This window comes from Nocardia sp. CWNU-33, from assembly GCF_046764895.1.
Classification (GTDB): Bacteria; Actinomycetota; Actinomycetes; order Mycobacteriales; family Mycobacteriaceae; genus Nocardia.
The window spans coordinates 1-26,895 of the sequence record NZ_JBKOQN010000056.1; the positions used below are offsets into that span (position 1 = coordinate 1).

Annotated in this window: 22 protein-coding genes; 9 read left to right on the plus strand and 13 right to left on the minus strand. The window is 65.2% G+C overall.

From position 1 onward, the window contains the following. Positions 1–209: 209 nt before the first annotated feature. Both ACLMAL_RS37160 and ACLMAL_RS37165 read right to left on the minus strand, forming a co-directional pair. Positions 210–1,382: a phosphotransferase gene (locus ACLMAL_RS37160; RefSeq protein WP_412003342.1), complete on the minus strand. Its 1,173-nt coding sequence runs from the start codon at positions 1,380–1,382 to the stop codon at positions 210–212. Positions 1,383–1,433: 51 nt separating this feature from the next. Further along, entirely contained in the window at positions 1,434–1,886 is a 453-nt protein-coding gene (locus tag ACLMAL_RS37165; RefSeq protein ID WP_412003343.1) for a DUF305 domain-containing protein, read from the minus strand. 234 nt (positions 1,887–2,120) lie between these two features. Between ACLMAL_RS37165 and hrpB the strand changes: the two genes are divergently transcribed. After that, positions 2,121–4,559 (plus strand): ATP-dependent helicase HrpB, encoded by a 2,439-nt coding sequence (gene hrpB, locus ACLMAL_RS37170; protein ID WP_412003344.1) that lies wholly within the window; start codon positions 2,121–2,123, stop codon positions 4,557–4,559. Positions 4,560–5,387: 828 nt separating this feature from the next. Beyond that, positions 5,388–6,092: a DUF5995 family protein gene (locus ACLMAL_RS37175; protein WP_412003345.1), complete on the plus strand. Its 705-nt coding sequence runs from the start codon at positions 5,388–5,390 to the stop codon at positions 6,090–6,092. Between the two features lie 543 nt (positions 6,093–6,635). On the opposite strand, the gene ACLMAL_RS37180 is transcribed toward ACLMAL_RS37175, so the two are convergent. Both ACLMAL_RS37180 and ACLMAL_RS37185 read right to left on the minus strand, forming a co-directional pair. Next, entirely contained in the window at positions 6,636–7,076 is a 441-nt protein-coding gene (locus ACLMAL_RS37180) for a hypothetical protein (protein ID WP_412003346.1), read from the minus strand. Positions 7,077–7,109: 33 nt separating this feature from the next. Continuing rightward, positions 7,110–7,622 (minus strand): DUF2231 domain-containing protein, encoded by a 513-nt coding sequence (locus ACLMAL_RS37185; RefSeq protein ID WP_412003347.1) that lies wholly within the window; start codon positions 7,620–7,622, stop codon positions 7,110–7,112. A gap of 389 nt (positions 7,623–8,011) precedes the next feature. Between ACLMAL_RS37185 and ACLMAL_RS37190 the strand changes: the two genes are divergently transcribed. Continuing rightward, a complete protein-coding gene (locus tag ACLMAL_RS37190; protein WP_412003348.1) occupies positions 8,012–8,191 on the plus strand; it encodes a hypothetical protein in 180 nt (59 codons plus the stop codon). Between the two features lie 45 nt (positions 8,192–8,236). Continuing rightward, positions 8,237–8,413: a hypothetical protein gene (locus ACLMAL_RS37195; RefSeq protein ID WP_412003349.1), complete on the plus strand. Its 177-nt coding sequence runs from the start codon at positions 8,237–8,239 to the stop codon at positions 8,411–8,413. Positions 8,414–8,455: 42 nt separating this feature from the next. Here the strand turns inward: ACLMAL_RS37195 and ACLMAL_RS37200 are convergent, their stop codons facing one another. Genes ACLMAL_RS37200 through ACLMAL_RS37215 form a run of 4 tightly spaced genes read right to left on the minus strand, consistent with a single transcriptional unit; the run spans position 8,456 to position 13,579 of the window. Next, positions 8,456–10,075: an AMP-dependent synthetase/ligase gene (locus ACLMAL_RS37200; protein ID WP_412003350.1), complete on the minus strand. Its 1,620-nt coding sequence runs from the start codon at positions 10,073–10,075 to the stop codon at positions 8,456–8,458. Positions 10,076–10,086: 11 nt separating this feature from the next. Beyond that, on the minus strand, positions 10,087–11,568 hold the full coding sequence (locus ACLMAL_RS37205; protein ID WP_412003351.1) for a flavin-containing monooxygenase: 1,482 nt from the start codon (positions 11,566–11,568) through the stop codon (positions 10,087–10,089). Beyond that, on the minus strand, positions 11,565–12,806 hold the full coding sequence (locus ACLMAL_RS37210) for a serine hydrolase domain-containing protein (protein WP_412003352.1): 1,242 nt from the start codon (positions 12,804–12,806) through the stop codon (positions 11,565–11,567). The genes ACLMAL_RS37205 and ACLMAL_RS37210 overlap by 4 nt, the downstream gene beginning before the upstream one ends. Next, on the minus strand, positions 12,803–13,579 hold the full coding sequence (locus ACLMAL_RS37215) for an SDR family NAD(P)-dependent oxidoreductase (protein WP_412003353.1): 777 nt from the start codon (positions 13,577–13,579) through the stop codon (positions 12,803–12,805). Before ACLMAL_RS37215 ends, ACLMAL_RS37210 begins: the two co-directional genes overlap by 4 nt. Positions 13,580–13,804: 225 nt before the next feature. On the opposite strand from ACLMAL_RS37215, the gene ACLMAL_RS37220 reads away from it, so the two are divergent. The 5 genes from ACLMAL_RS37220 to ACLMAL_RS37240 all read left to right on the plus strand — a co-directional run bounded on the left by ACLMAL_RS37220 (position 13,805) and on the right by ACLMAL_RS37240 (position 19,089). Continuing rightward, positions 13,805–14,695, plus strand: a complete 891-nt coding sequence (locus ACLMAL_RS37220; RefSeq protein ID WP_412003354.1) for a crotonase/enoyl-CoA hydratase family protein — start codon at positions 13,805–13,807, stop codon at positions 14,693–14,695. After that, entirely contained in the window at positions 14,679–15,296 is a 618-nt protein-coding gene (locus tag ACLMAL_RS37225) for a TetR/AcrR family transcriptional regulator (protein ID WP_412003355.1), read from the plus strand. The genes ACLMAL_RS37220 and ACLMAL_RS37225 overlap by 17 nt, the downstream gene beginning before the upstream one ends. A gap of 115 nt (positions 15,297–15,411) precedes the next feature. Then, positions 15,412–16,932: a long-chain-fatty-acid--CoA ligase gene (locus ACLMAL_RS37230; protein WP_412003356.1), complete on the plus strand. Its 1,521-nt coding sequence runs from the start codon at positions 15,412–15,414 to the stop codon at positions 16,930–16,932. A 76-nt stretch (positions 16,933–17,008) separates the two neighbouring features. Further along, positions 17,009–17,638, plus strand: a complete 630-nt coding sequence (locus ACLMAL_RS37235) for a TetR/AcrR family transcriptional regulator (protein WP_412003357.1) — start codon at positions 17,009–17,011, stop codon at positions 17,636–17,638. 446 nt (positions 17,639–18,084) lie between these two features. Continuing rightward, entirely contained in the window at positions 18,085–19,089 is a 1,005-nt protein-coding gene (locus ACLMAL_RS37240; RefSeq protein WP_412003358.1) for a porin PorA family protein, read from the plus strand. Between the two features lie 155 nt (positions 19,090–19,244). Here the strand turns inward: ACLMAL_RS37240 and ACLMAL_RS37245 are convergent, their stop codons facing one another. The 5 genes from ACLMAL_RS37245 to ACLMAL_RS37265 form a co-directional block, all read right to left on the minus strand. Continuing rightward, positions 19,245–20,480, minus strand: a complete 1,236-nt coding sequence (locus ACLMAL_RS37245; protein WP_412003359.1) for a PucR family transcriptional regulator — start codon at positions 20,478–20,480, stop codon at positions 19,245–19,247. 315 nt (positions 20,481–20,795) lie between these two features. Next, a complete protein-coding gene (locus ACLMAL_RS37250) occupies positions 20,796–21,689 on the minus strand; it encodes an esterase/lipase family protein (RefSeq protein ID WP_412003360.1) in 894 nt (297 codons plus the stop codon). A gap of 2 nt (positions 21,690–21,691) precedes the next feature. After that, positions 21,692–22,954, minus strand: a complete 1,263-nt coding sequence (locus ACLMAL_RS37255) for an MFS transporter (RefSeq protein WP_412003361.1) — start codon at positions 22,952–22,954, stop codon at positions 21,692–21,694. A 420-nt stretch (positions 22,955–23,374) separates the two neighbouring features. After that, positions 23,375–24,313 carry an esterase/lipase family protein gene (locus ACLMAL_RS37260; protein WP_412003362.1) on the minus strand — a complete coding sequence of 313 codons (939 nt, stop codon included), beginning with the start codon at positions 24,311–24,313 and terminating at the stop codon, positions 23,375–23,377. After that, positions 24,310–26,790 (minus strand): beta-glucosidase family protein, encoded by a 2,481-nt coding sequence (locus ACLMAL_RS37265; protein WP_412003363.1) that lies wholly within the window; start codon positions 26,788–26,790, stop codon positions 24,310–24,312. The genes ACLMAL_RS37260 and ACLMAL_RS37265 overlap by 4 nt, the downstream gene beginning before the upstream one ends. Positions 26,791–26,895: the final 105 nt, after the last annotated feature.

The following is a 26,895-nucleotide window of genomic DNA, read 5'->3' on the forward strand; positions in this document are numbered from 1 at the left end:
GTGGTAGACCGGGCAGGATTGGGTGGGTATTTGCGACGGCGGCGTACTCAAGGATGGAACTCCATACAATTCGTGTGCACTGCGGGTGGGACGGATTCTGTGCCGAGGCGCAGCGCCGGGGAGCGCGTTACCTGATTCCGGCCGGAACCGGCTGAGGGGCATAGCGTCGGGGTACTGATCTTGGCTGTGACGAACCACCTGGAGGTTCGTCAGATGCCGAGGGCGCCCAGCGAATCGTGATCGTCCAGGGCGGTGGTGATTCGCTTCAACAACGTCAAACAGGTTTCGTCCGTTTGCATCTTGGGTTGATATGCCGCTCGGCCGATGGTGAATGCCCAGGCCGCGTAGGCGAACATGGACTGCTGTCGATAGGCCAGCCAGGCATCGTCGAAGGACGGCACCTCGCCGCCGGCGCGCCCTAGCTCGTCCAAGTAGACCTCCAGCAGTTCGCGGTCCCACGCGCGCCGGTCTTCGGGCTCGCATCCCGAGTTGACGGTATACGCGAAGTCATGCGCCCAGCCGCCCTGCATCACCACTTGCCAGTCGGCGTACCCCATACGTCCGTCGCTGGTCACGTAGGTCTGTCCGATGTGTGGGTCGCCGTGCAGCAAGGTCGGGGCCATGTCCTTGGTCGCCATATCGAGCGCGCGCTCGACGCCGGCCCACAACCGGTCGCTCTGACCGTAAAGGGTCGCGGGGATAACCTCTTTGGCCCGCTCCATGCCGACTTCGCAGCGTTTCTTCATATCGATCGCAGAGCGGACGGCGTCGAGCATATCGTTCGGGGTCTTGAGGACCGCGATCGACGGATGCTTCCAGAAGGTGCCGTGTAGTCGGGCGAGATTGCGCACCAGATCTTCGATCTGGTCGCGGGCGATCGGGGCATTCGGCTCGATGAACACTGCGCCACGAGTCGCGGCGATGTCCTCCATCAGCGCAATGGACCGCCACGACGACGAATCGAAGGCGCCCCAATAGCCGATCGGCGCCTCCATCTCGACTTCGGGACGCAAGTCCATGAAGAAGTGGGTTTCGCCGTCGATCATTTTCGCCCCGCCCAGCAATATGCGCTGGCTGAGGGAGGTGGTGGTCTTCGCGAACAGCTCGGTAGGCAATCCGGCCTGCTGGCCCGCCTCGTTGTAGTCGACGCGAATCGCAACCCGCGTGGACGTGCCATGACTACCATTGGATGTGCTGAACGAGAGCACCTCGGCATCGGGGACGTCGCGACACAGGACAGCCGTCAGCCAGTCGACGGTGATCGCGTCACCGGAGATGGGGACGTCGTCGGCGCTCCGCGCTTTCGGCCGGGTGATCTTCTCTAGCAGCACATGACCACCGACTGTGGCGACCCGCCCGAGCAACCAGAGCTTGTGGTTCAATCGTTTGCCTCGATTCCGGAGTGTACGAAATATTCTGAGCAGCTGTCCCGTTCACAAACACGTGCCGAAGGACAGTACCCGATAGGTTCGGATCATGTTGTACGACAACATTTTCGCTGGTTGTGACGCTATCGCGACCGCCTGACTGGTCACCGCGGCGGCGGATCCGGTGTTGAACGCGGTCTGGGCCATGTCCACGCCGCCACCGTGGTGTCGAATCATCAACTGTAGGAAGAAGACATCGGCGTCGGCGCCGTGCTGTCCGGAGAGCCGGGTGATCTCGGTGATGGAGCCATGCCGGGCCGTCGTTGGGCCGTGTCCGGCGGGTCCCTGATTGCCGCCCATGGAGTGCGCGACGCCCATCGGGTGGTCGCTGGTCGTCGAGGGACCGTCATGGTTCGAGCGGTCACGTCCCATCCACCACATCGGTGCGGTGGTGGTGAGGGGCGGGTCCAACAGTTGTCGCCAGGCGCGCAGTTGGGCGATTTCGGCGGTCTGGGACACGCGATTCGGTCGGCGAGGCCGCGCACCTGCGGCTCGCGTCACTGGGCAGGGTATGAGCCCGTCAATCCGGCGCCCACTACCCGCTCGAGCTCGGCGTGCTTCGGTGCGGAAGGCTCGCCGCGGACAAGACCGCATTCCTCGGCACGCATGCCGTGAAGAAAACGTGAGCCATTCCAGGAGCGATCCAGGGAGGCGTTGCGAGGAGGGAATAAGCGGGCGGCAGACTGGTTGGCGATGAAACTGCCTGAGCTTCCCGATCTGCCGGTCCGTGCGGCTCTCGATCGAATTGTCGCAACCCTGGCCAACCGCGGGACGGCGGTTTTGGTGGCGCCACCGGGGACCGGAAAGACGACGTTGGTTCCATTGGCGTTGGCGGCCGGGACGCCGGGGCGGGTGCTGGTGGCCGAACCCCGGCGGCTGGCGGCGCGGGCAGCGGCCGGGCGGATGGCCGCGCTGCTGGGGGAATCGGTGGGGGAGACCATCGGGTACTCGGTGCGCGGGGATCGGCAGGTGGGTCCGGGGACGAGGGTCGAGGTCGTTACGTCGGGCTTGCTCGTGCGGCGGTTGCAGGGTGATCCCGAGCTGACCGGGGTCGATGCGGTCGTGCTCGACGAGTGCCACGAACGGCACCTCGACGCGGATCTGCTGCTGGCCTTGCTGCTCGATGCTCGCGCGGGGTTGCGGCCGGATCTTCGGGTGCTCGCGACCTCGGCGACCGTTGCGGCCGAACGCCTTTCGATACTCCTGGGTAAAGATGGCGCGGCGCCGGTCCTGGAGGTGCGGGGGCGGACTCATCCAGTTGAACTGACCTATGTTCCGTCGTTGCCGCGGGAGCGAATCGAGGCGCACGTGGCCAGGGCTACCCGGGCCGCGCTCGCCGGAACTGGCGGTGACGTGCTGGTCTTCCTGCCCGGTGCCGCTGAAATCCGCCGGACGACGCAGCTATTGGCGGATGTCGAAGGGGTGGACCTCGTTCCGCTGCACGGCAGGCTGTCGGCCGTGGGCCAGGACACCGCGCTGCGGCCCGGGTCGCGGCGGCGAGTGGTGCTGTCCACTGCGGTGGCCGAATCCAGTCTGACGGTGCCGGGGGTGCGGGCGGTGGTTGATTCGGGGCTGGCTCGGGTCCCGCGCATCGATCGAGTGCGGGGACTCGCAGGACTTGCGACAGTCCGGGTTTCGGCGGCGGTTGCCGAGCAGCGGGCCGGACGGGCCGGGCGCGAAGCGCAGGGTCGGGTATGGCGTTGCTGGCCGGAATATGAACACGCCACCTTGCCCGCCTATCCGGAGCCGGAGATCCGGACGGCGGATCTGACCCGGTTGGCGTTGGAACTGGCATGCTGGGGTACCCCCGACGGACATGGCCTCGCCTGGTGGGACGCTCCACCCTCCGGCGGATTGGCCGCCGGGCGGGATGTATTGAGCGCATTGGGGGCGGTTGATGCGGATCAGGTGACCGAGCGTGGGCGTCGGATGGCCGGGATCGGACTGCATCCGCGGCTGGCACGAGCGTTGCTCGACGGCGCCGCCGAGGTCGGGGGGCGGGCGGCCGCGGAAGTGGTCACGGTACTCGACGACGACACCGTCGCTCGCGGCGTGGATATCACGGCTGCTCTGCGAGAACTGCGGCGGGAACGCCCGACCCGGTGGCGACGAGAGGTCGAGCGGCTGGCGCGATTGGTCGAAGTGTCCGACGGTGTCGACGATCCGGCTCTGGTTATCGCGCTGGCTCATCCGGAACGTTTGGCGCGTCGCCGTGGTGCGGGCTCGTCGATCTATCTCATGGCGGGTGGCACCGCGGCGACGCTGCCACCCGGTTCCGGATTGGGTGATTCGGAATGGCTGGCGGTCGCGGTGGCAACTCGCGACCCTGGGCACTCCGACGGGCGGATACGGTTGGCCGCCGCCGCCGATGAACAGCTCGCCCGCCGTGCCGCATCGAATCTGTTGGTGACCGTCGACGAGGTGGACTGGACCGACGGTGACGTGGTTGCTCGCCGAGTCGAGCGACTCGGAGCGATTCTGTTGTTGGAGTATCCGATTCGGGACCCCGATCGCCGACTGCTCGGCGATGCGGTGCGTCGTGGACTGCGCGAGACCGGGCTGGGCCTGCTGCGCTGGGATGCCGACGCGATCGTCCTGCGACAGCGTCTGGACTTCCTGCACCGCACCCTCGGCGCCCCTTGGCCGCCGGTCGACGACGAGTCACTGCTCGCCGGGATCGAAAGCTGGCTCGGCCCCGAACTGGCCACCGCTCGTCGCCGTGCCGACCTCGAACGTGTCGATGCCGGACAGGCATTGCGCCGCCTGCTGCCCTGGCCTGCCGCGGCGCACATGGATGAACTCGCGCCCGAACGCATCGAGGTCCCGTCCGGCAGTCGCCACCGCCTCGACTACTCGGCCGACCCGCCGGTGCTCGCGGTCAAGGTGCAGGAAATCTTCGGCTGGACGGACGCGCCGCGCCTGGCCGAGGGCCACGTCCCGGTAGTGCTGCATCTGCTCTCACCCGCCCAACGCCCGGTCGCAGTTACCGCGGATCTGGCCTCTTTCTGGCGTACCGGTTGGCCACAGGTCCGCGCCGACCTGCGCGGACGCTACCCCAAACACGCCTGGCCGGAAGACCCCGGCACCGTACCCGCCCACCGCGGCACTGCCCGCAACGCGGGTCGCGGTTAGCCCATACACGCGACATCGCGTCGCGCAACATGAGCACGATGCGCATGCTGAAAAGCAGAACTCGTTGCCGCAGTTGACAACTGGATCAATTTCTACCGCATACTCCGGCGGCATTTCGCGAACTTCGAGCGGCCGCCTGAAGTCGCGTAGGCCCCTGTCCGCCGTTCCGGACCTTACCCCGCGGGGTGCGTACCGCAACCGCATCATGATCATAAGAAAAGCGTCGTTGTCTGGTAAGTGAGCTGGATTGCCACTATATTTGGGCCGGTATGCGAAGTCGGCTGTCGGATGGGCGTCGGTTCGATGCGGAAGTGATGAGCAACCCAGCTCGCCTTCGGCCAGAGCCGTCGGTCTCGTCGTCGAGTCGATCCAGGACTCTGAAGTGACAAGGATGCAACCACTCTCCGCCGGAGGCAGCGCGGAGATGCTCCAGGTATCTCAGTTGCGCACGGGTGACCAACACGGGAGTCCCTATGTCCGTACAGGACCGTAGACGAGAGGCGAGTGCCAACGGCAACGTTGGCATCGCCCAGCATTCGATCAACTTGACTACGGGCGTCGCTGCGGCAGTGTAGCGGTGGCCGATGCGAAGCACATCAGTGTGATCTAGGCGATCCGTCGCGCCATTGCGCACTGGAATTTGATCGAGATCGAGAAAGCTTTTCGATACCGGGAGCGGATATTCACACGAACGGGTTGGTCGGTATTATCCCGAGTTCTCTCGTGCAGTGAAATCAACACCGCGCCAACGGATTACGAGATATATTCAGAACGGTATCCACACAATGTCGTGTGACAGGCACAACGATCTATGCGGAGGAGGGCGCCATGACAACCACACAAATTCCCGGACCCGTCGAAGAGGTTATCCGGCGGATGCGTGCCATCAAGGAAGAACTCGATCCGCGAGACGGAGTCGCGAGCTTCAACGGCATGTATCTGCGCGTTACCGAATTGGTGGGAAAGCAGATCACTGAAGGATTCTTCGCGGATCCTGAATTCGTCGAACGGCTCGATGTGGTCTTCGCGGGATTGTATTTCGACGCGGTCGACGCCGCCAAGCTCGGCAAGCAGCCCGACGCGGTCTGGAAACCGGTCTTCGATTCCCGGTCCAACCGCACCGTGTGGCCATTGCAGTTCGCACTGGCAGGCATGAATGCTCACATCAACCACGATTTGGCGGTCGCGGTGGTCGAGACCTGCAAGGAGCGGGCCACCACGCCCGACACCAAACCGGTGCACGCCGACTACCTCAAGGTCAACGAACTGCTGGCCGAGATCGAGGCGGAGGTTCGGGCGGAATACGAGCCCGCGCTGGCCAAGCTGGCCACCAAGGACGCCGAAACACTCGAGCACATCCTGAGCAGTTTCAGCATTGCCCGCGCCCGAGACGCCGCCTGGGCCACCACCCAGATGCTCTGGATGCAGCGCGACAACAGCATGCTGCTCGGAATGACACGGCGAACCCTGAAGCAAACCGTCGCCACCGCTAGCCGGATGCTCCTCACACCGGTCATTCCGCCGCCAGTATGACGATCGGACGACTTGACCGATACCGTGCACCGGTTCGGCCAAGTCGTCCAGAGCTGTCAGAAGGCAAGTTCGTCGGAACCGTCGGGAACTGTGTCGGCAACGGTGATGCAATCGCGCGCCCAGAGGCCGGCCAGTGCGAAGAAGCGGAATTCTCCCAATCCGTGACACGCTGGAGGCCGAGCAGTCGAAAGCCCGAATAAACCAGATGACGTCGTGGGAATCGGTCGCGTGCTCGGTCATCGGCTAATCGGTTGAACCCACGGTCGTCGATCGTGCGCCGTTGTCTTCGGGTCGCTGTGGGTTGGGGGTTACATGGGCATGTTGGGGAAGATCATGTTCCACATGTTGCGCATCATGTCCATCATTTGCGTACACATCGGTATCACCACCTTCATCATCTCCTGCATTCTCATAGCTGAACGTTTACTGACTACCCAGCGATGAGGCGGACATGCTCGGTATCGGGAGGATTCGAGGGTTGTTTCGTTGGCTGTCGTCCTGTCGGGGTGATGGAGACGTGGAGAGCAGGATTTGCCACATCGATCAGCTCTGGCCCACGCCTAGGGCAGTCAGCAACACCAGTCCCACGGTGGTCACGGCGAACACACCGTGACCGGCGACGATCGCGATGGGGAAATGCCGTTCGGCCGGATCATCGTGTGCCGCCGGTGCCGCGGCGGTCGATGCTGGGGCGGCGTGGGCCCGGTAGACCGGTATCCAACGGATCAGCATGGTGAATCCGAGTAGTGCGACGGGGACCAGCAGTGCGAAGGCGACCCAGGCCAGCGCGTCCTTGTCGGTGGCGAGGTAGACGATCCACACGATCAGTCCGGTCACGGCCAACAGAAAGTGGCCGAACAGTACCGGTGGCGGCAGGTGGGTGCTACGGGGCTGGCGCGCACCGCCTTTCGCGACCCAGGTGCCGAGCATGACGAAACCGCCGACCGCAGTCAACAGCCACAGGATCAATGCGGCGATACCCATGATGTGCTCCTCGGTAATTGGTAGAGGTGGGGTTCAACGCTGGAATCCGCTGGCCTGGGTGGTCTCGTCGACGACGCGAACTCCGTAGCGGAAGGCGAGTTTGCCGCCGAGATAGCCCGATACTGCGAGCGCCAGCAGTGCTACCACGCTCAACAGCAGCGGGCCCCAGCTCACTGCACCGTGCGGGCCATCACCGGTGCGCCGCCACAGAAAACCGACGGCGAAGACGAGGACCACAGCCAGGTTCAGGCTCATGTGGACCAGCCCGGTCCGGAACGCGGGAGTGCCGGTCGGTATGGCCAGCAGATCCAGCAGTCCGATCGCGGCTGCGGCGAGGGCGCCGAGCACACCGATCGCGATCAGCCACATCGACCCTCGGGCCAGGAAGTCCGGATCGTCGACGAGGCGGGAGGCCACGTCGAAGACCAAGCTTGCCACCCAGGCCCCGATCGGGACGGTGACCAGGATCGGATGAAACGGATGCCCGTACGGGCCCGCCAGGGCGGCGCTGACCGGCTGTTTGGCCGGCTGGGGATCACTCGTCATGACAACCTCCCTGACAACCACGAATTACGGTATGCGCAGGCAGTGTGCCCCCTCGCCTTTCCGCCCTCTCTCCCCGCGTTCCCCGAACGCTCGCGTCTACACCCCGTCCGGCATTGTGCGCCGGGGTGAATGGTCAGAGCTGGACGTTATGCCATACAGAACCTGTTCAACGACCTGCGGCACTGGGCCTACTACAACGCGGCGCGAGTGGCGGCTATGGCAGCGGGATTGCCGACCTCACGCGCGGCTGCGTGAGCTCGCCCGGGCAAGAGAGCGCAGGGGTGTGCTGTCGGCTTGCCGTCGAGCGCCCTCGATCGGCTATGGCGGCTACGCCGTCGCGCACGGCACGATGACGCTCGGTACCTAGGTCGCGGCCATTACGCCGACGGATGGCGTTCTTCTTCACGGTGCTTGGCTGGCAGGGTGAGCTGACGAACCCGGAGCGGGACAAGTGCATTGGCCTTGAATGGTTCACGGCAGATGCCTTGCTGGACCGCATGGCTGACTACTGCCGGGTGGCCATGCACGACATCGACGCTGGCAAGTCCTTCTCGGTCTACGGCTGGTAGTTACCCATCGAGACGGCAGCCGTTCGAGTCGTCGATGCGGTGCAGATGGTTGATGTGCCGGTACTGATCAACCTCGGTGGTTCGGCGCTGACGGAAGACGTTCAGACCGCGGTGGCCGGCTATGACCAGCTGCTCATTCAGACCAACGTCGATGACAGCGCCCATGCCGCGGCTCCAGCGGTCGCCAGACCGCTTCTGGCCTATCGTGCTCGGGGGAGTTGATGCAACAGTTCCTGGCAGCCACCGGACACGCGGTGCGAGTCCTCACGAGTAGAGTGCGTCGATCAGGTTGCCGTACATCTCGTGTACGCTGCGCCTTCTGATCTTCATGCTCGCGGTGAGTTCTCCGCCGTCCGGAGTCCATTCGGTGGAGAGGACGGCGAAACGTTTGACCTGTTCAACGCGAGCGAGGTCCTGGTTGGCCTCCGCGACCGCACGGTCCAGTTCTGCGATCAGGTCGGGGTGGGTGGCAAGGTCATCCGCGGATTCGACGACGATGCCGCGGGCTGTCGCCCATGCTGTTACCGCGTCTTGGTCGAGCACTATGAGGGCGACGACGTACGGTCGGCGGTCGCCGTAGGCCAGTGCTTGGCCGATCAAGTTGTGCTTGGTCAGCAGCGCTTCGATCGCGGTGGGGGCGATGTTCTTGCCGCCCGCGGTGATGATGAGGTCTTTCTTCCGATCGATGATGTAGAGGTGCCCGTTGTCGAGCCGCCCGACATCGCCGGTATGCATCCAGCCCTCGTCGTCGGTGACGGGTGTAACGGATCCGTCCGCCTGGAGGTATCCAGTGGCCACGATGGGACCACGGACGAGGACCTCACCGTCGTCGAGTAGCCGAATCTCATTGCCGGGGATGGGCTTTCCGACCGATCCGAGGTGGAAGTCCGCCGCTCCGGTCGCCGTGGCTACGCCCGTGGTTTCGGTCATTCCCCAGGCCTCGAGGATCGCGATGCCGCGGGTCCGGAAGTACTCCTGCACATCCATGGGCAGCGGCGCGGCGGCGCTGCAGGCCCACGTGACCTGATCCAGACCGACGTCGGCGAGGGATGACTCCGGGCGTGCGCGCAGTGCGGCCGCGAGCTTCTCCCAAATGCGGGGTACCCCGAAGAAGCTGGTTGGGCGGGTCCGAACGAGCAATCCCACGAGGTTGCTCGGATCCGGACAGAACGTCACGTGACCGGCCTTGTGAATGGCCATGTAGACCGACACCATGCGTTCGGCGATGTGCGCCAACGGCAGATAGCACACGCTCCGGAAATGTTCGGGGGTCGGTGCTGCCGCGTCCCGGGCTTCCGCATTGGCGATCACGTTGCGGTGCGTCAGCAGTACACCTTTCGGCACGCCAGTCGTCCCCGAGGTGTAGATCAGCGTGATGGGATCGTCGGACGATATGTCACGCCAACCGGCTTCGAACGCGGTGAGATCCGTCTCGCCGGTGATCGCGTCGGACCACCGTATGAAGCGGTCGTCGTCGATACAGGCATCGGGATCCAGCACGATGACGTGTTCGAGCTCCGTCAGCTGGTCGAGAACAGGGAGCCAGCGATCGACCTCCGCCTTGCCTTCGAGCACCGCGACGGTGGCGCGGCTGTGCTCGGCCAGGTAGGCGATCTGCGAGGACGGCATCGTGCCGTACACCGTTGTCGGTAGCGCGCCCACGTGCACGACGGCCTGGTCGATCAGCCAGTGTTCAGGGCGGCTGGACATCATGATGGCCACTCGCCCGCCTTTGCGCACACCCAGCCGGGAGAGTCCGTACGCGACCTCGGCGATCCGCGACCGGGTTTCGTTCCAGGTGAGGGTGTTTCCGTCGTAGGACAGTGCGGGCTTGTCGCCGAAGTGCTCGGCGTTGCGGTGGAGTAGGAGTGGAATTGTCGACATGGTGGAGCCTTTCAGAGGTGGCGGAGATAGTCGGCGCGCCGGACGAAGCGAGAGCGGATCCAGTACGACACTGTGGATCGAGGCCACAACAGCGTGTTACGCCCAGTGACGGGATCCTGGTACCAGCTCTTGCAGCCGCCCGCCTGCCATACGGTCGAGGAGAGCCGCCCCTGCAGGAACTCGTTGAAACGGTGTTGGGCGTCCGGCTTGACTTCGATCACGCCGCGGCGACCGGCGTACCGGAGGCACTGGATCATGTATCGGGCCTGCGCCTCGATCATGAACACTTGAGAGTTGTGTCCGAGACCGGTGTTCGGGCCGCACAGCAGGAAAAGATTCGGGAATCCCGACACCGTGGTACCCATGTACGCCTCGGGCCCTGACGCCCATTGTGCACCGAGCGGAATGCCACCGCGTCCACGGATCGGCACCCGGGTGAGGCTGTTCTGGGCGTCGAAGCCGGTGCCGAAGATGAGGACATCGGCACCGTATTCCGTTCCGTCCGTGGCGAGTACCGAATGTGTGCGCACTTCCTCGATGCCCGCGGTGACGAGGTTGACGTGCGGCTTGGTCAAGGCCGGGTAGTAGTCGCTGGAGATGAGTAGCCGCTTGCAGCCGATCTCGTAATCGGGGGTCAGCTTGGCCCGCAGTTCGGGGTCGCGAACCTGCTTGGTGAGATGAGCCGAGGCCAATGCCTTGGTGGGACCCATCTTCGAGGCGTCGGAGACGAATCCCCCCGCGCGCTGCTCGTGGATCCAGAACAGGCGTGCGCGCCGGTACCAGCGTTTGATCGGATTGCGGCGGATCTCCTTTCGTTCCTTCCCGCTGAAGGCTCGGTTGAACTTGGGCACGATCCACGGCGCGGTCCGCTGGAAGACCGCAAGTTCCGCGGTTCGGTCCGCGATGGCGGGAACGAATTGGATTGCGCTGGCGCCGGTGCCGACGACGGCGACCCGTTTGCCGCTGAGGTCGCACGAGTGATCCCAGTTCGCGGAGTGGAATACCGAGCCCTGAAAATTCTCGATGCCCGGTAGCTTCGGATTGGCGGCATGATGCAGAACTCCCATGGCGGACACCAGGAATCGTGCGTGCAACATTGCGCCGTCCGCCGTGCGGACCGCCCAGAGCCCGTCTCGTTCATCCCAATCGGCGGCGATCACCTTGGTGTCGAAGCGAATACGCTCGGTGATCCGGAGATCGCGGCTGGTGTCGCGCAGATAGTCGAGAATTTCCCGCTGTCCGGCGAAGAGGTGCCGCCAGTCCGGGTTCTGCCGGAACGAGAACGAGTAGAGCGGTGAGGGAATGTCGCACGCGCAGCCGGGATAGGTGTTCTCCCGCCAGGTTCCGCCCACGTCGTCCCCCTGTTCGAGGATCAGATAGTCGAGGCGGCCCGTGCGGGCGAGCATGGCCGCCGCCGCGAGTCCGGAGAATCCGGCGCCGAGGATGAGCACGTCCGTTCGCGTCGGATCGGCTCCGCTATTGGCGGAAGTCATTGTTGGTCCTGTCCGAGTTGCCGCCGGCGAACCGGCGGGGCCGAGTGGCCGAGTGAGCGGTAGATGGCATCGACGAGGGACTGCCCGCGCTCGTTGAGAAGGGTTCCGGGGCCCAGCTTGTTCATGGTGTAGCCGACGCTCACACCGGCTGCGGGATCGGCGAATCCGATCGATCCGCCAGATCCGCAGTGGCCGAAGGCGCGCGGACCGACCCGCATGCTGTGGCCCTCGCCGAATCTCTCGCGGTTGTCCATCGCCAGCATGAATCCGCGGCTGAATCGGGTCGGCATCAGCAATGTCTGGTCGAAACCGTCGGAGGCCACCTGGAGGGAGTACTCACCCGCACCGAGCGCCATGGCCAGCGCCGGGTGCCACAAGGCGCTCGCGTACAGCTGCGCAAGGCCTCTCGCATGGGTGATGCCGTTCGCAGCAGGTATCTCTGCGGCGCGTCCGGCGCGGGTGTTCACCCCGCTGCGGGCGAAATCTCCCGAGTTGAACACGACGAGGTTGGGGATCGAACCTCGTTGATGGAGGGCGGCATCGAGAAACGGTGTCATGGGCCCGCCCGCGGCCTGATTGATGATCGGAGCGATGTGTGGCTCGATCTGCGCCGGCAGTCCGATCCAGAAGTCGATTCCCAAGGGTCGGGTGATCTCCGAGGCGAAGAACTCGCCGATCGAAGTGCCGGTGGCGCGGCGAACGACTTCACCGAGCGTATGGCCGAAGGTGACGGGGTGGTAGCCGTGCCGGTCGCCGGGACGCCAGAACGGCGTCTGGTCGGCGATTCGCCCGGTGACGAAATCCCAGTCCTCGAGCGCCTTCGGTCCGATTCGCTCACTGAGCACCGGGATCCCCGCCGAATGATCGAGCAGCATTCCTATGGTGATGTCGCGCTTGCCATGTGCCGCGAACTGCGGCCATACCCGGCTGACCGGCATGTCTGCGCTGATGTCACCGGAGTGGATGAGGAGGTGGATGCAGAGTGCGACGGCGGCCTTGGTGCACGAGAAAACGACGCTGACTGTGTCCCGGTCCCAGCGGCGTCCCGTCTCGGGATCGGCGACTCCGCCCCACAGATCGACGACCGGTGTGCCATTGACGAAGACGCACAATGACGCGCCGATCTCGCCGCGGTGGGTGAAGTTCCGTTCGAACTCCGCCGCCACGGCGGCGAACGTGGCATCGACCACGCCGTCGACCACTGGCGTGTAGGGGGTTCGGTCGTTCTGCGCGTTCATGCGTGGTAAAGGCCTTCGGTATTGATCCCTGCGCCCCCGTCCACCCGCAGCGATTGGCCGGTGATCGCGCCGCCGCCGGGCGACATCAGGAACAGCACCGACGCGACGATCTCGTCCACCTCGACCAGGCGCTTCATCGCGACGTTCCGCAGTATCCGCTCCCGCGTGGACTCGGGCAGCGCGAGCACCTTGGGGGTAGCGACCAGACCAGGGACGATCGCATTGACGCGGATTCCGGAGTCGGCCCACTCCGCCGCCAGGGTGCGGACCAAGCCGATCACTCCTGCTTTGGCGGCCGCGTAGGACACCTGCCCCGGTAGCCCGTCGAACGCGCCGGTCGAGGAGAACAGGACCAGGTTGGCGCTGTTGCTCTCGGCGAGCGGGTGGTAGGCGGCCTGGGCCGTCCAGAACTGGGACAGCAGGTTCGACTCGATGTCCCGCCGGAATGTGCTCGGGGGGAACGTTGTGGCGCGGTGGACGGATGCGACGTTCGCGGCCGCGCCGATCAGGCAGTCCAGTCCGCCGAGCAGCGATACCGCCTTCTCGACGGCGGCGGCTGCGGCGGATTCGTCGGCAAGGTCGGCCTCGAACAGCGGGATCGCCGCGAGGCCGTCGGGCAGTGCGGTGCCCGGCCGGTCGATTCCGGCGACTTGGCAGCCGAGTCCGGCGAGGGCCGCGATCAGTGCGGCGCCGATCCCACCGGCCGCGCCGGTGACGATGACCTTCGTTCCGGGGTTCGGGGTGGTGTGGGGACCGGTTGTTGACAACTCCATGGCGGTTGACCGCCTCTCTGTTCACTGAGTTGATCGAAATTGGTTCAGGTACAACAGCATTCGGTCGATCAAATGATCGACCGGTGGATTGCCCGCCAAGTTACCCACGTCACTCCCGGTTCGTCAATGGGTCCGGTCGGGGATCGGCGTCGGACGAATCTGTGGGTGGACAACGGCGTTGCAATAAAGCTAAAGTGAATTCACTTTAGCACTGGAAGGTGGAAAATGTACCAGACTCTGATCTACTCCGTCGCAGGTCCCGTAGCCACGATCACGTTCAACCGGCCGGAACGGCTGAACACGATCGTCCCGCCGATGCCCGACGAGCTGCAGGACGCGATGACTCAGGCGAACCGGGACCCGCTGGTCAAGGTGGTCGTCGTGCGTGGAGCCGGTCGATCCTTCTGTGCCGGATACGATTTCAGCGGCGGATTCCGGCACTGGGACGACCAGTTGACCACCGACGGCAAATGGGACGCAGGCAAGGACTTCGTCATGGCGACCACGCCGTCGGAATCTCCGACCCAGAAGTTCATGAGCATGTGGCGCAGCCAGAAGCCGGTGATCGCGCAGATCCACGGCTGGTGCATCGGCGGCGGCAGTGAGATGGCGCTCGGCGCGGATATCGTCATCGCCTCCGAGGACGCCAGGATCGGTACGCCATATGCGCGTATGTGGGGCTGCCACCTGTCCGGCATGTGGATCTACCGCCTCGGGCTGACCAAGGCCAAGGAGTATGCTCTGACCGGCAAACCCGTGTCGGGCGTGGAGGCAGCACAGATCGGACTCATCAATAAGGCAGTGCCGTTCGCAGAGCTTGAAACCGAGGTGGCGCGTTGGGTCGAGCAGCTAGCCGGCATCCCGGTCTCGCAGCTGTCCGCGATGAAGCTGATCGTCAATCAGGCCTACGAGAACATGGGTCTGGCCAGCACCCAGACGCTCGGACCGATCCTGGACGGACTGATGCGAAACACTCCCGAGGCACTGCATTTCATCGAACTTGCCGAGACGCAGGGCGTCGGCGCAGTCACCAACCTGCGGGACATGCCATTCGGCGACTACAGCACCGCCCCCAAGGAAGAGCAGCCGAACCCTGACAATGTCATCATCCCCTGACAAGTCTTCGCAGTCCGTGCTGACGGCCCGCGGCGGGGCAACGCGCCGGCGGCTCATCGATGCCGCCCGCGCAGAACTGCTGGAGACCGGAGGAACCCTCGAGGTGGCCAAGGTCGCGGCCCGCGCCGAGGCATCGCCCGGATTGCTCTACCGATACTTCGGTGCGAAGGATGGTCTGGTCGCGGCGGTTGTCCACGGCTTCTACGACTCCTACGACGAGGCTGTATTTGCCGTCGTGGGACCTCCAGGGCTGGGTTGGGCGGAGCGTGAACGCTTGCGTCTGTCCCGGGAGATCGACTTTCTCTGCGACGACCCGCTCGCGCGGATTATCGTGGGCAGGCGACTTCGGGAACCTTCCGCCGCACAGGCCGATGCGGAGCGGCTCGCCACTCAAATCGATATGGCCGCACGGAATGTCGTGCACGCGCAACGCAACGGTGAGGTCGATCCAGCGGTCGACGCACGGCTGGTTTCCGCCGCCTTCCTCGGGGCATTCCGGGAACTCATGGCCGAGGCCATGAGCCGCGAAGTCCTTCCGGCACGGCAGGATCTGCTGGACACCATCTGGCGTCTCGGTTCGAGCATCATCCCGGTCGGCTGACTCCTTTCACCTGAAGTGCCTTCGCGCGCAGCTGTTTTCACAATAGGCGGCGCGCGCGAAGGCGCCCCCCACTGCACGAGGCTGCGTCCTCGACGCGCGTCACGGGAGAAGAATTATGGCAAATCTGGCACTCAATCTTGCCGTGAGCGCCGCGAATGCCCCTGCGGCTCCGGCACTTCGGATCGGCGACCGAACCATGGACTACGCGGCGGTGGAGGCCGCCACCGCACGGATCGCCGGACTACTCCGGGTCCGGGGAATCACGCCGGGTGATGCCGTGGGCATCTGCCTGCCGAACATCCCCGAGTTCGCGATCTGCTACTACGGCGTGCTCAGGGCCGGTGGAATCGTCGTTCCGCTCAATCCGTTGCTGAAGGAACGTGAATTGACGTTCCATCTGGTCGATTCGGGTGCGAAGCTGCTGTTCGCCTGGGCAGACGTGGCGGCGACCGCGGCGGTCAGCGCCGCCACGGCCGGTGCGGAACCGATCGCCGTCACCGCTGACGGGTTCGCGGCACTCCTCGAAGAATTCGAACCGATGCCGGGGTACGAGGAGCGAGCGGAGGACGACACGGCGGTCGTCCTGTACACCTCCGGCACGACGGGCAAGCCCAAGGGCGCGGAGTTGACGCACGCAAACCTGGCGGCCAACTGCGATGTTGTGGTCTCGACCCTGCTGAACCTCACCTCTCGGGACGTGGTCTTGGGAATCCTTCCGCTGTTTCATGTTTTCGGCCAGACCTGCGCATTGAACGCGGCGATGAAGGTCGGTGCCTTATTGACACTGGTGGCGCGTTTCGATGCCGGGACGGTGCTCGAGGTATTGGAACGGGACCGGGTCACGGTGTTCGAGGGCGTCCCGACGATGTATACGGCGCTACTGCATCATCCCGGTGCGACGACGTTCGATGTGTCGCGACTGCGACTGTGCGTGTCCGGCGGGGCCTCGATGCCGGTGGAGGTGACGCGTGGATTCGAAGAGGCATTCGGCTGCACTGTGCTCGAAGGGTACGGGTTGTCGGAGACCAGCCCGGTGGCCGCGTTCAATCTGCCCGACCGTGAACGCAAGGCGGGATCGATCGGGCTGCCGGTGCGCGGAGTGCGGCTACGACTAGTCGACGACGCCGGTCGTGAGGTGGACGACGGTGCGGTTGGTGAGATCGTGATCCGCGGCGACAATGTGATGAAGGGGTACTGGGGTAATCCGTCGGCAACCGCCGCGGCGATCCCCGACGGCTGGTTCCGCACCGGAGATCTGGCTCGACGCGATGCCGATGGCTACTACTACATCGTCGACCGGAAGAAGGATCTCGTTATTCGCGGCGGCTACAACGTCTATCCCCGGGAAATCGAGGAAGTGCTGTATGAGCATGCGGCTGTCGCCGAGGTCGCAGTCATCGGCGTGCCCGATGCGAGGCTCGGCGAAGAGGTGTGGGCCGTCGTGGCGCTGAAGCCGGGCGCTACGGCAACAGCTGAGGAGTTGATCGACTTCGCGCGACTGCGTGTCGCCGCCTACAAGTACCCGCGCCACGTGCACTTCGTCGACGCACTGCCGAAGGGTGCGACCGGGAAGATCCTCAAACGCGAGATCATCGTGCCGTCCTTCCCCGAAAACGGGCAGCGGCCGTCTCGTTGAGGGCGGCGGGCGTGCTTCGGGCGCGGCCCCTCCTGCTAGATTTCCTCTGCGGAACACCTGACGTCGGAGGGCGGAAGTGGCGAGAAATCTTGGACTCGACGGCGGCGTGGACGTAGCCGATCGGATCAGGGTCGAAGCGGCGCAACTCTTTCACCACCGCGGCTACGGAATGACCGCGATCCGCGACATCGCCGAAGCCGCGGGGATCTCCTCCTCGACGATGTATCACCACTACCGCAATAAGCAGGACGTGCTGTTCGCGATATCCCGGCAGTTCATGACCGACTTCAACAATGCACTGCTGCCGATACTGAGCGACTCGACCCGCCCGCATCAGGAGCGTCTGGATGCGGCCATCAAGCTCCACCTGACGATCAGCAACGAACGGCGCACCGAGCTACTGACCATCCGGGGCAATCGTGGCGCGCTGTCTCTCGATCAATTGAGAACGATCGTGCGTCTCCAGACCGCCTACCAACGGGCCGTTCGCGAGGTCGTTGCCGTTATCCAAGGCTCCGGACCCGTTGACGCTGAGCTGATCACGATGGCATTGATGGATCTGATCAATGGCGTCTGTCAGTGGTTTGCCCCGTCGGGCTCACTGACGATCGACGAGATTGCGGAACGCTACCTGCGAATGGCAAGGTCCTTGGTGTCCGGTGGGGTTCCGCCACGTCGGGCGACGCGGATGGCCACGCCCGGGTAGTTGCGTCCGCAACGCGGCGCGAGCGGCGGCTGCGGGATTGCCGACCTCACGCGCGGCTACGTGAGCCCGCCCAGGCAAGAGAGCGCAGGTGTGCTGTCTGCTTGCCATCGAGCGCGAGAGCCCGAGCGCCCTCGATCGCTCGTGTGGACGGGTGTGGTAGGAGCTTTCGCCTCGAATAGTGGCAGCACCCGCTCGGCGCAAGTCGCGCGTGCGACAAGGCGACGGTCTTCTCGTGCGGGCGGATTACACATTCGGAGGTCTTCTCGCGGGGAAATGGGAAACAAATCGGGGCGCGAACGCTTCGGTGGGGAACGCTGTTCTGGATGCATATCTGATGGCGTAAACGCTGGTACCTGGCACATTGGGTCGGGCGGGGTGCGCTGGTGGACTCAGTGGACTGTTACACCGGGTACACCTTCCCGGTGGCGGATCATGGAGAGGATCTGATGCGCCGTTCATCTGCCATCGTTCTAGTCGTCGGGATTGTGCTGGTCGTTCTCGGTGCCGTCACGCGCTTCGTAGTGACGCCGTCGGTCAGCCGCCTGCCTGCCGATACCGATATCGCCATTCGATACAGCGGTACCGCGCACACATTGCTCAATGCGCAAGCGCTGCAACAGGGTCAGGCCGACAAGGTGTTCGCCAAGGAGGTGCCGATCACCATAGATCGCAACATCGCCGTGGTCGAGACGCACGGCGATACCGCCGTTGTCAAGGACACCTCCACGCTGGTCGCGGGGCCGACCGCACTACCGACCGAACGCACCTTCGCGCTGAATCGCAAGACCATGGAGGCGATCACGCCGCCCGCCGGCGTGACCGCCGAACCTGCCAAGGGCCTGGCCATCGGGTTCCCGATCGGGGCCGACCAGAATGACCACTACCAACTGTGGGTGCCCAACCTCCAAGCCGCAGCACCCGTGAAGTTCGCGCGCACCGACACTCGTCAGGGCCGGGACGTGAACGTCTACACCGTCTCCGCGTCGGGGCAGGTCAAGGACAAGGAAACGCTGTCCAGCTTCCCATCGACGCTGCCCAAGACCACGGCCGCTGCCCTGCTGTCCGCGCTGCCGGCCGAGACCGCCGCGAGATTCGGTGCGGCATCGGCGATTCTGCCTGACCCGATCCCGCTGACCTACCTGTTCGAGACCAGCATCGAAACCTACGCCGATCAGCGCACGGGCGTCACCATCGACCAGCACCTGGTGCGTACCATCACCGCGGCCGTGCAGTCGGGCGGCCAGACGATGCCGCTGACCCAGGTGCTTTCGGTCGATGCCACACTGACCGAGGAAAGCCAGAAGGCGCAGGCGGACAAGGCATCCGATTCCGCGGGGAAGCTCACGCTGGTCAGTCTGGTCGTGCCTATCGTGCTCGCGGCAGTTGGTGCAGCGCTGGTGGTGGTGGCTCTGATCCGCCGTCGCCCCCGCGTGCAGGCCACTGGTGAGTGACCCTGCTACACCGGCTTCGAGGGTGCTCCCGCCGGCCATCGGTGATCTGTCGCGGCTCGACGCACAGACTCGGCGGCTGGTGGGAGCAGCCGCCGATTGGTTCGCGCGAGGCGGGACATCGGAGCGGTTGACACGGGTAGCGCGAGATCCGCGTCTCACCGGTCCGTGGTGTTGCCGCCGAGGATGCGGTGCGCACGCAGGGCCAGGTCGATCTCGGTGGCCGCGCGCGGTGTGGCCAAGCGTCGTCCGGTGAGCTGGGCGACCCGGCTCAGGCGGAGCCGCACCGTATTCCGGTGGCAGAACAGCGCCGCCGCGACCGCCGCGACATCGCCGTCGCGCTCGAACCATTCGCAGACGGTGGTCAGCAAGGTATCGCGATCGTGTGCAGGCAGCGCCAGTATCGGACCGAGCACCGCCTCCGCCAGCGCACCGGATACCGCGGGCGACCCGGCCAGCAGTACCGGAATGAGTGCCTCTTCATAGCGCAGTACCTCGCCGGAGCCGGGGTGTGCTGCCGCGCAGGCCAATTCGGCCTGGTGCAGGGCTACCGGTGTCTCCGGTAGGGTGGTGAACGCCGAGCTGACGCCGATCCGGTCGACAGCGCGTTCGGCCAGCAGGGCGCACAGGCGTTCGGCGGTGAAACGCGCTGTGAGCGAGATGATTCCGATGTGGGTGTCCATCCGCAACCGCCAGGCGGACGCGACCCCCAGCATAGACAAGGCGGTGTCGATGCCGGGCAGCGCCTCCGTGGCCGCTGTCTCGGTGGACGCCGCTGCCACGACGAATTCGCCGTGCGCGGGCAGGCCGAGGGTGCGCGCGCACTCCCACAGCCGCGCACCGTCGGTCTGGCCACTGAACAGCGCATCCATGGCGGCGTCGTGCGCACCGGCGTCGCGGCGCACCTGTGCCGTGATGGCCTCTTGATATCCGACGGTGAGCGCCTGGGAGTATTCGTCCATGAGCCGCCAGATCTCGGTCGCGACGGCGAGCAATTCCTGATTCGCCCTCGAATCGTCGCCCGCCTCCGCGAGCAGTTCGTCCCAGATAACCTCGCCGCCGATCCGATAGGCGCGCAGCACCGACGGCAACGGGACGCCCGCTTCGGCGCGGCGGCGCCCGGTGTCGCGGGGCGCCGCAGTGCTGGGCGCGGTGTGCCTCGACAGATAAGCCAGTGCCGCCCCCAGGTTGGCGCGATTGCTGAGCCACAGATCCTGTGACGCCACCAAACCCGCACCGCCGTAGAATGATTCGGCCTGCTCGATCTGCGCGGTCAAACGATCGGCGATGCCGTCGAGTCGCTGCAGCAGTGCGGCGCTCGCCCGGGTCACGAAACTGCCGGGCGGGTTCCAGTCGATGTCGGTGCCCTCGGGCTCCGTCACATCCGCGTACATGCACGACCTCCTGATGTCCACCGCGTCGCCGAGCGCCCGGAATCGGGGGTCCGATCGACCCCTCGGCAGGCACTTCGGCACGGAGCGTGAGTTTGCGAAATAGCCTGGTGGACTGCAAGGTTCGACCTCGGTGCGACAACCGCGCGCTGTGTGTCCCGCTCAACGGGATGAGCTGCGCAAGCAATATTCCGAACCCAGGCGTTCGATCGCGGCACCAGATCGCCCATCAACGCCGCAGCGGGTGGGTGAACCAGTTCGAACGTTGCATTTTGAGAGCGAACCGCAATTGACATCGGCAATTGTCCGGCAGGCGACCTAGACGGGCAGATCGTCCTGGCAGGGGATCGTTCGCACGGTCGAGCGGTCCAGTGCGTTGAGAACGATCGCTGCTGTGGTGGGGGATAAGACGATCCCGGCGTGTCCGACTCTGCTATTCGGGCACACCGTCTGGATGGTGTGGTTTTCGACACCGGGTTCATCGATTCGGGTCGTACCGGGTTGGAACGAGGTGACCGGATCGGCTGTGCTGGCCACGGTCGTGTAGGCGATGCCGGGGACGGTGACCGGTCCGGATTCGAGCTCCCGCGTGATCTCCGAACCAGTGATGAGGTCGTTCACCGAGGGCGGTGCGGGAACATGCTCGATGACGCCGCCAAAGATGCCCGCGGCGGGGCCCTCGATGACTCCGTGCGTGGGTGCGGAGATGGCGATCACGGTTCGGACATGGGATGCGATGGCAGGGGCGGCTTTCACCAGATATTGCGCGATGACGCCGCCCTGGGAGTGGCCGATCAGATCGATCTTCGGGGCGCGGAGCCGGATGATCAGTTGGGCGAGTTGCTGTTCGACCTCTCGGCCGGATTCGTCGAGCGGGCCGAGGCCGCCGATGTCGAGCGCGTTGGCGCCGCCGTAGGTGAAGGAGTAGACGCAGAAACCGGCGTTGGCCAGAGTGGGCCCGAGATAGCTCCAGTTGCGATCGGCGTCACCGGCGACACCGTGCAACAGCACGACTGGAACTGCGTCGGGAACAGTGGGCGCGCAGGAGTCCTGGTTGATGCGCTGCGGTGCCCCGGCGGGTGTCGTGCCCGTCGGCGCTGCCGAGACCAGGGGCGTGGGTGTCACGGCGATCGGTGCCGTGACGGCGGCGAGACCGAATGTGGTACGGAGACAGGTTCGTACCAGCTTCTTGTGTGTGGTCCCGTTCCTCATGGTCAGTCGACTCCCCTTATTCGTGTGACCAGGACAGCGCCGGTCAGCGCACTGACCGCGGCGAATGCGAACAGCAGTGGGTAGTTCTTACTCGGACCGACTGCCAGGAACAAGGGGGCGATGGCTGGGGCCAGCGACTGCGGCAGCGCGTTGGCGATATTGATGACGCCGAGATCCTTTGCCGCCGTTCGCGGGTCGGGGAGTACCTGGGTGACCAGCGCCATGTCCACCGCGAAGAACATTCCGGTGCCGATGCCGAGGATAAGCTGTGCGGCGAGCACTGTCGCGAAAGTGCTTGCGGTGGACAACAATGCGAGTCCGGCCGACAGGATCAGTGCTGAAGTGATCACGAAGATCTTGCGGCGTGCGGCGCGGTCGGAGATCCAACCGCCGAAGGCCGATGCCAATGCCGTGCAGCCATAACTTGCGGTGACCAGCGTTGCGAGACCGGCGGTGGCCTCGTCTTCGGACAGGCCGAGCCGATCTTGTAGGAAGAACAGCAGGAACGATAGCGGCATTGCGATGCCGAGCATGACGAGAAACCGTGTCAACCAAGCGAATCCGAAATCCGGGTGGCGCCGGGGATCGACCACGAAGCTGCTTGCGAATGCGCGCGCGGAAAAGGGCTCGCGTGGGGCGGGCACCGCCGGATCGTTCAGGGTGGCCGCGAAGGCGGTGATCAGGATCAAGCCGACGGCCGCGGGCGCCAAGAATTTCGCGGCTCCCGGCAATGTGGCGGCCAGCAGGACGCCGCCGATGATCGCCACGACCTGGCTGAAACCCATTGCACCCGAGGCCAGCCCGCGTTCGGCAGGGGCAACCTGATCGGGGATGGTCGCTGTGAGCGCGGCCATCACCGCGTTGAAGGCCAGCTGTGCCACGCGCCATCCGAGGAGCACCGCCGGAACCGACGGCACCGTGGCGACGATCGTCAGTCCTGCCGTTCCCAGCGCAGCACCGCCGATCAACCACGGTCGGCGGCGGCCGAAGCGTGAGGTCGTCCGATCCGAAAGGCTTCCGGCAAGCGGATTTCCGATCATCGCGAGCAGTGCGCCGGTGCCCAGAATCAACCCGACGGTCCGCTCCTTGTGCGCCGGAGCCAGCTCTTCGACGCGCAATTGCATCGTGACCACCACCGGCGTCAACAGGGCGATGAATAGACCCAGATTCGCCGTGGCGAGCCGGATGGCGAAGGCCCGCGATGCGCGGGCCGAAAGTATCTGATAGTCGGAGGGTTCACGCCCACCGGCTCGTGAAGTCGTCATCGGCCTCTCCGCGTATCCCCGGCGGTGCCGCGCGGCACACACACGGAGTATGACGGCACTACTTACCGCTCGGTAGGTGAAGGTATCAACTAGTTATATTGAAGGGTTCGTGATGAGCGGATCGGTCATTCGCTGGTGCAGGCGAATGCGGCCAGGTGCGGTCGAGGAGTGTGCGGGTTTGCCGTGGTGTGGGCGTCGTTGCGGCAGGCCCGGTGGGTGTCTGCCGGGTCAGTTTGTCTCGTCCGTGCATGACCTGATCGACCTCCGCAGCGGATGCATCGAGCGCCGCCGCCGAAGATGCACTGGGGGACTGGCAGTTCGCGGCCGCGGCGCCTTGCGTGCGAGCGACTTCGCGCCGCTGAACACCGCGCTGACGCTCGGCTCGAGGCAGATCCGATAGTCGGCGCGTGTCGGTCCGGGCTAGCCGGTGGAATCCTCCTGGCATGGAATCGGTCGCACGACCGAGCGATCCAAGGCGTTGAGGATGATGGCGGCGGTAGTCGGTGAGAACGGTGTGCCATTATGACCGGCCTTGCTAGCGGGGCAAACGTCTTGCAGGACAACATTGTCGACGCCGGGCTCGTTGATCGTGGCCTGGTTCTGGCCGAGAGCGGCGACCGGATCGTGTTCGCTGACCAGTGTCGTATAAGTAATGCCCGGTACGGCGACCGGCCCGGAATTGAGCTCGCGCATGAAACTGGATCCGCCCATCAAATCTTTCACCGCAGGCGGCAGCGGAAGCTGATCGCGGAGGTTTCCGATATTCAGAAGCGATGCCGCGATGTCGCCGAGCGTTCCACGAGTCGGGGACGAGATGGCGGTCACCGACCGCGCCAGGCCGGCGATGGACGGGTCGGACTTGACCACATACTGCGCCATGATGCCGCCCTCGGAGTGTCCGATCAGGTCGAGCTTCGATGCACCGAGGCGTGCGGCGAGTTCGGTGAGCTTCTGCTTGATCTCTACCGCCGAGGCCGTGAGTGGGCCGTTGCCGCCACCTTGCATGGCGGTGCTGCCGCCATAGGAGAAGGCGTAGACGCACAGTCCGGCATTGGCCAGTGTGGGGCCGAGGAATCCCCAGGCCCGGTAGGGATCACCGGCGAAGCCGTGCAGCAGTACCACTGGAACCGCACCTGGCACGGTCGGCGTGCAGTTGTCACGGTTGACTCCCGGTGGCGTGGGGGCTTCCACCTTGCCCTCCTGCGCCCACTGCTTCTCGTTGGCCTGCACCTCTTCCCAAGTGGCCGTCGGGTACGGGCTCGGTTCGGCGAACGCCTCGGCCATCGATGTGCCGGTCAGCAGTGTCGTGACCGCGGCGAGGCCGAGGGACAGCCGCAGACAGGTTCGCGAGATTCTCATGCGCGGGGTCCTTCGAGTTGAATGGCGGTCGAGATACGCACGTCGGCGACCGATCGTCCGGTGAGCAGATGGAATGTGGTCGTCGGAATATCCCAGGTTCCGATTGCCTCGTCCCAGGACTCGGCGGCTCGGCGGGGAATGGGAATGGCGACTTCGGCCACTTGCCCCGGTTCGGCTTCGACGCCGGCGAACGCGGCCAGGCGCCGATCGGGCGCCAGGGCCAGCTGCGGGAACAGGTCGGTGCGCGGGGCGATATAGGTCTGGATCGTCTCGCGGCCGGGCCGTTCGCCGACATTGCGGATACGGACGGTGAGGATGCCGAGCAGGTCACCATCCGGTGCCGGGGTAAACCCGGCGGTCTCGTACTCCCAGTTCGTGTACCCGAGACCGTGTCCGAACCAGTATGCGGGTGTGGTCGAGAGCCGCTGCCAGGCGCGGTATCCGACGTAGAGGTTCTCGGTGTAGGCAAGCTCGCCGTCGGTGGGGGTGACATTCAGGACGGGCGAATCGTCCTGGTGTGCAGGCCAAGTGGTCGGCAGCCGCCCGGCGGGTTCGGCTCGGCCGAGTAGTACGTCGGCCAGCGCGGCGCCGCCCTCTTGTCCAGGGAACCAGGTGAGCAGGACCGCCGCGGCGTCCTCGGCCCACGGCATGTGTACGGGGGAGCCGGTATTCACGACCACAATGGTGCGCGGGTTGGCCGCGATCACGCGCTGGACGAGTTCGTTCTGCCTGCCGGGCAACTCGAGCGATGTCCGGTCGAAACCTTCGCTTTCCACCTCGGGGGTGGTGGCGACCACGACGACGGCCACATCGGCCGCAGCCGCGGCGGCGACCGCTTCCTCGATGAGCACCTCTGGATCGATATTCGGCTCCTGATGCCCCATGGTGAATTTGGCGAACGCGATCGGCATCTCCGGCGTCGGCGTCGGCGTGTGCGTTAGGCTCAGTGAAACAGTCTGTCCGGCAAGAAGTTCTACTTCGACCAGCTGCTCGGGCGGGGAGAGGAATGCGGCCAGCGGGTCGCCGTCGGGGACGATGGCTTTGTCGAAGTAGGTTCGGTCGGCGACGGTCAGGCGGAATGGTCCGACGCCCGCGATGGCCAGGGTATGGATTCCGGTTGCCCGCGGTGTGAACGTGCCGGTCACGGTAATGGCATGCAGCTCATCGGCCTTGACGTCGTCGGGGAATTCACCGATCCATTCGATACTCGCCTCTGGCAGTGGATGGTCGCCGAGTACGCGCTCGTCCGCACCGTGCAGCCGGACCCGCAGGTCGAAACCTGCCTTGGCGGCGGGGATCCGCACGCGCGGATCGGCGCCGACGGCGTACACCAGTTCGGTCCGCTGGTCGAGTACGGCCCGCAACCCTTCCAGCGGCGACACGGTATGGGGCGGGAAGACCTGGGCACTGCCGCCGCCGAGCACCCTGGCCTGGTCGGCGGCTTGGCCGATCAGGGCAATTCGCGGCACAGAAGCCAACGGCAGGATGTCGTCTTCGTTGCGCAGCAGCACAATCGAGCGCTGCGCGATTTGGTATGCCAGCGCGTCGCCATCGATCGAGGTGGGCAATTCGTTCTCGGCAACCATCGGCGGCGCCCCGGCCAACGCTCCGACCCGCGCGGCGAGTCGGAGCACGTGCTGTGTCATCCGCTCGACGACCGCCTCTGACACCCGGCCGGCACGTACGGCATCGGCAAGGGCTTGCCCGAATACGGTGTGCGGGCCCGGCATGGCGATGTCCAGCCCGCCCAGAGCAGCACCCGCGGTGTCGCGGGCGGCCAGCCAATCGGAAACGATCGCGCCGTCGAAACCCCATTCCGCACGCAGGATGTCGTTCTGCAGCGCGGCGTGCTGAGTCATCGTCGTGCCATTGACGCTGTTGTATGACGACATCAATGCCCACGGTCCGGATTTGGTCACCACCGCCTCGAACGGCGCCAGGTACAGCTCCCGCAGCGCGCGCTGCGACACCCGCACATCGACGGTGAAGCGATCGGTCTCGGAGTCGTTGGCCACGAAATGTTTCGGCGTGGCGGCCACGCCGCCCTCTTGTACGCCGATGACATAGGCGGCGCCGATCTCGCCGGTGAGCAGCGGGTCCTCGGAGTAACACTCGAAGTGCCTGCCGCCGAACGGGCTTCGATGCAGATTGAGCGTCGGAGCCAGCAGCATGTGCACGCCCTTGCGCCGGGCCTCCTGCGCGAGCAACTGTCCGGCCCGGCGAGCCAGAGCGGGATCCCAGGTAGCCGCCAACGCGGTCGGGCTCGGCAGCGCAACCGACGGGTCCTCCGGACTCCAGTGCACGCCGCGCACACCGATCGGACCATCGGACATGACCAGTGAATCCAGTCCGATTGCCGCGATCGCGGGCAAGGTCCACATGTCTTGCCCGGCTAACAGGCGACACCGGGTATCCAGGTCCAATGCCGCCAACGCCTTCTCGACGACGGCCTCGCGATCGGAATGTTGCTCGGACATAGGCTGGTCGGCTCCTTCGGCTCGGGCGACGGAAAACCTCGATCAGCGCGCTGATCGACGTCTCCTGCGTCTCCTCCAGTGGTGCCGCAGGCGACCCCGCTTGGG

Excerpts from the sequence above, each read along its gene's own strand:
- ACLMAL_RS37240 (WP_412003358.1), top strand. The coding sequence starts at position 18,085 with ATGCGCCGTTCATCTGCCATCGTTCTAGTCGTCGGGATTGTGCTGGTC.
- hrpB (WP_412003344.1), top strand. The coding sequence starts at position 2,121 with ATGAAACTGCCTGAGCTTCCCGATCTGCCGGTCCGTGCGGCTCTCGAT.
- ACLMAL_RS37250 (WP_412003360.1), bottom strand. The coding sequence starts at position 21,689 with ATGAGGAACGGGACCACACACAAGAAGCTGGTACGAACCTGTCTCCGT.
- ACLMAL_RS37230 (WP_412003356.1), top strand. The coding sequence starts at position 15,412 with ATGGCAAATCTGGCACTCAATCTTGCCGTGAGCGCCGCGAATGCCCCT.
- ACLMAL_RS37175 (WP_412003345.1), top strand. The coding sequence starts at position 5,388 with ATGACAACCACACAAATTCCCGGACCCGTCGAAGAGGTTATCCGGCGG.
- ACLMAL_RS37190 (WP_412003348.1), top strand. The coding sequence starts at position 8,012 with ATGGCGTTCTTCTTCACGGTGCTTGGCTGGCAGGGTGAGCTGACGAAC.
- ACLMAL_RS37260 (WP_412003362.1), bottom strand. The coding sequence starts at position 24,313 with ATGAGAATCTCGCGAACCTGTCTGCGGCTGTCCCTCGGCCTCGCCGCG.
- ACLMAL_RS37215 (WP_412003353.1), bottom strand. The coding sequence starts at position 13,579 with ATGGAGTTGTCAACAACCGGTCCCCACACCACCCCGAACCCCGGAACG.
- ACLMAL_RS37225 (WP_412003355.1), top strand. The coding sequence starts at position 14,679 with ATGTCATCATCCCCTGACAAGTCTTCGCAGTCCGTGCTGACGGCCCGC.
- ACLMAL_RS37185 (WP_412003347.1), bottom strand. The coding sequence starts at position 7,622 with ATGACGAGTGATCCCCAGCCGGCCAAACAGCCGGTCAGCGCCGCCCTG.
- ACLMAL_RS37220 (WP_412003354.1), top strand. The coding sequence starts at position 13,805 with ATGTACCAGACTCTGATCTACTCCGTCGCAGGTCCCGTAGCCACGATC.
- ACLMAL_RS37180 (WP_412003346.1), bottom strand. The coding sequence starts at position 7,076 with ATGGGTATCGCCGCATTGATCCTGTGGCTGTTGACTGCGGTCGGCGGT.
- ACLMAL_RS37195 (WP_412003349.1), top strand. The coding sequence starts at position 8,237 with ATGGTTGATGTGCCGGTACTGATCAACCTCGGTGGTTCGGCGCTGACG.
- ACLMAL_RS37205 (WP_412003351.1), bottom strand. The coding sequence starts at position 11,568 with ATGACTTCCGCCAATAGCGGAGCCGATCCGACGCGAACGGACGTGCTC.
- ACLMAL_RS37210 (WP_412003352.1), bottom strand. The coding sequence starts at position 12,806 with ATGAACGCGCAGAACGACCGAACCCCCTACACGCCAGTGGTCGACGGC.
- ACLMAL_RS37200 (WP_412003350.1), bottom strand. The coding sequence starts at position 10,075 with ATGTCGACAATTCCACTCCTACTCCACCGCAACGCCGAGCACTTCGGC.
- ACLMAL_RS37255 (WP_412003361.1), bottom strand. The coding sequence starts at position 22,954 with ATGACGACTTCACGAGCCGGTGGGCGTGAACCCTCCGACTATCAGATA.
- ACLMAL_RS37265 (WP_412003363.1), bottom strand. The coding sequence starts at position 26,790 with ATGTCCGAGCAACATTCCGATCGCGAGGCCGTCGTCGAGAAGGCGTTG.
- ACLMAL_RS37245 (WP_412003359.1), bottom strand. The coding sequence starts at position 20,480 with ATGTACGCGGATGTGACGGAGCCCGAGGGCACCGACATCGACTGGAAC.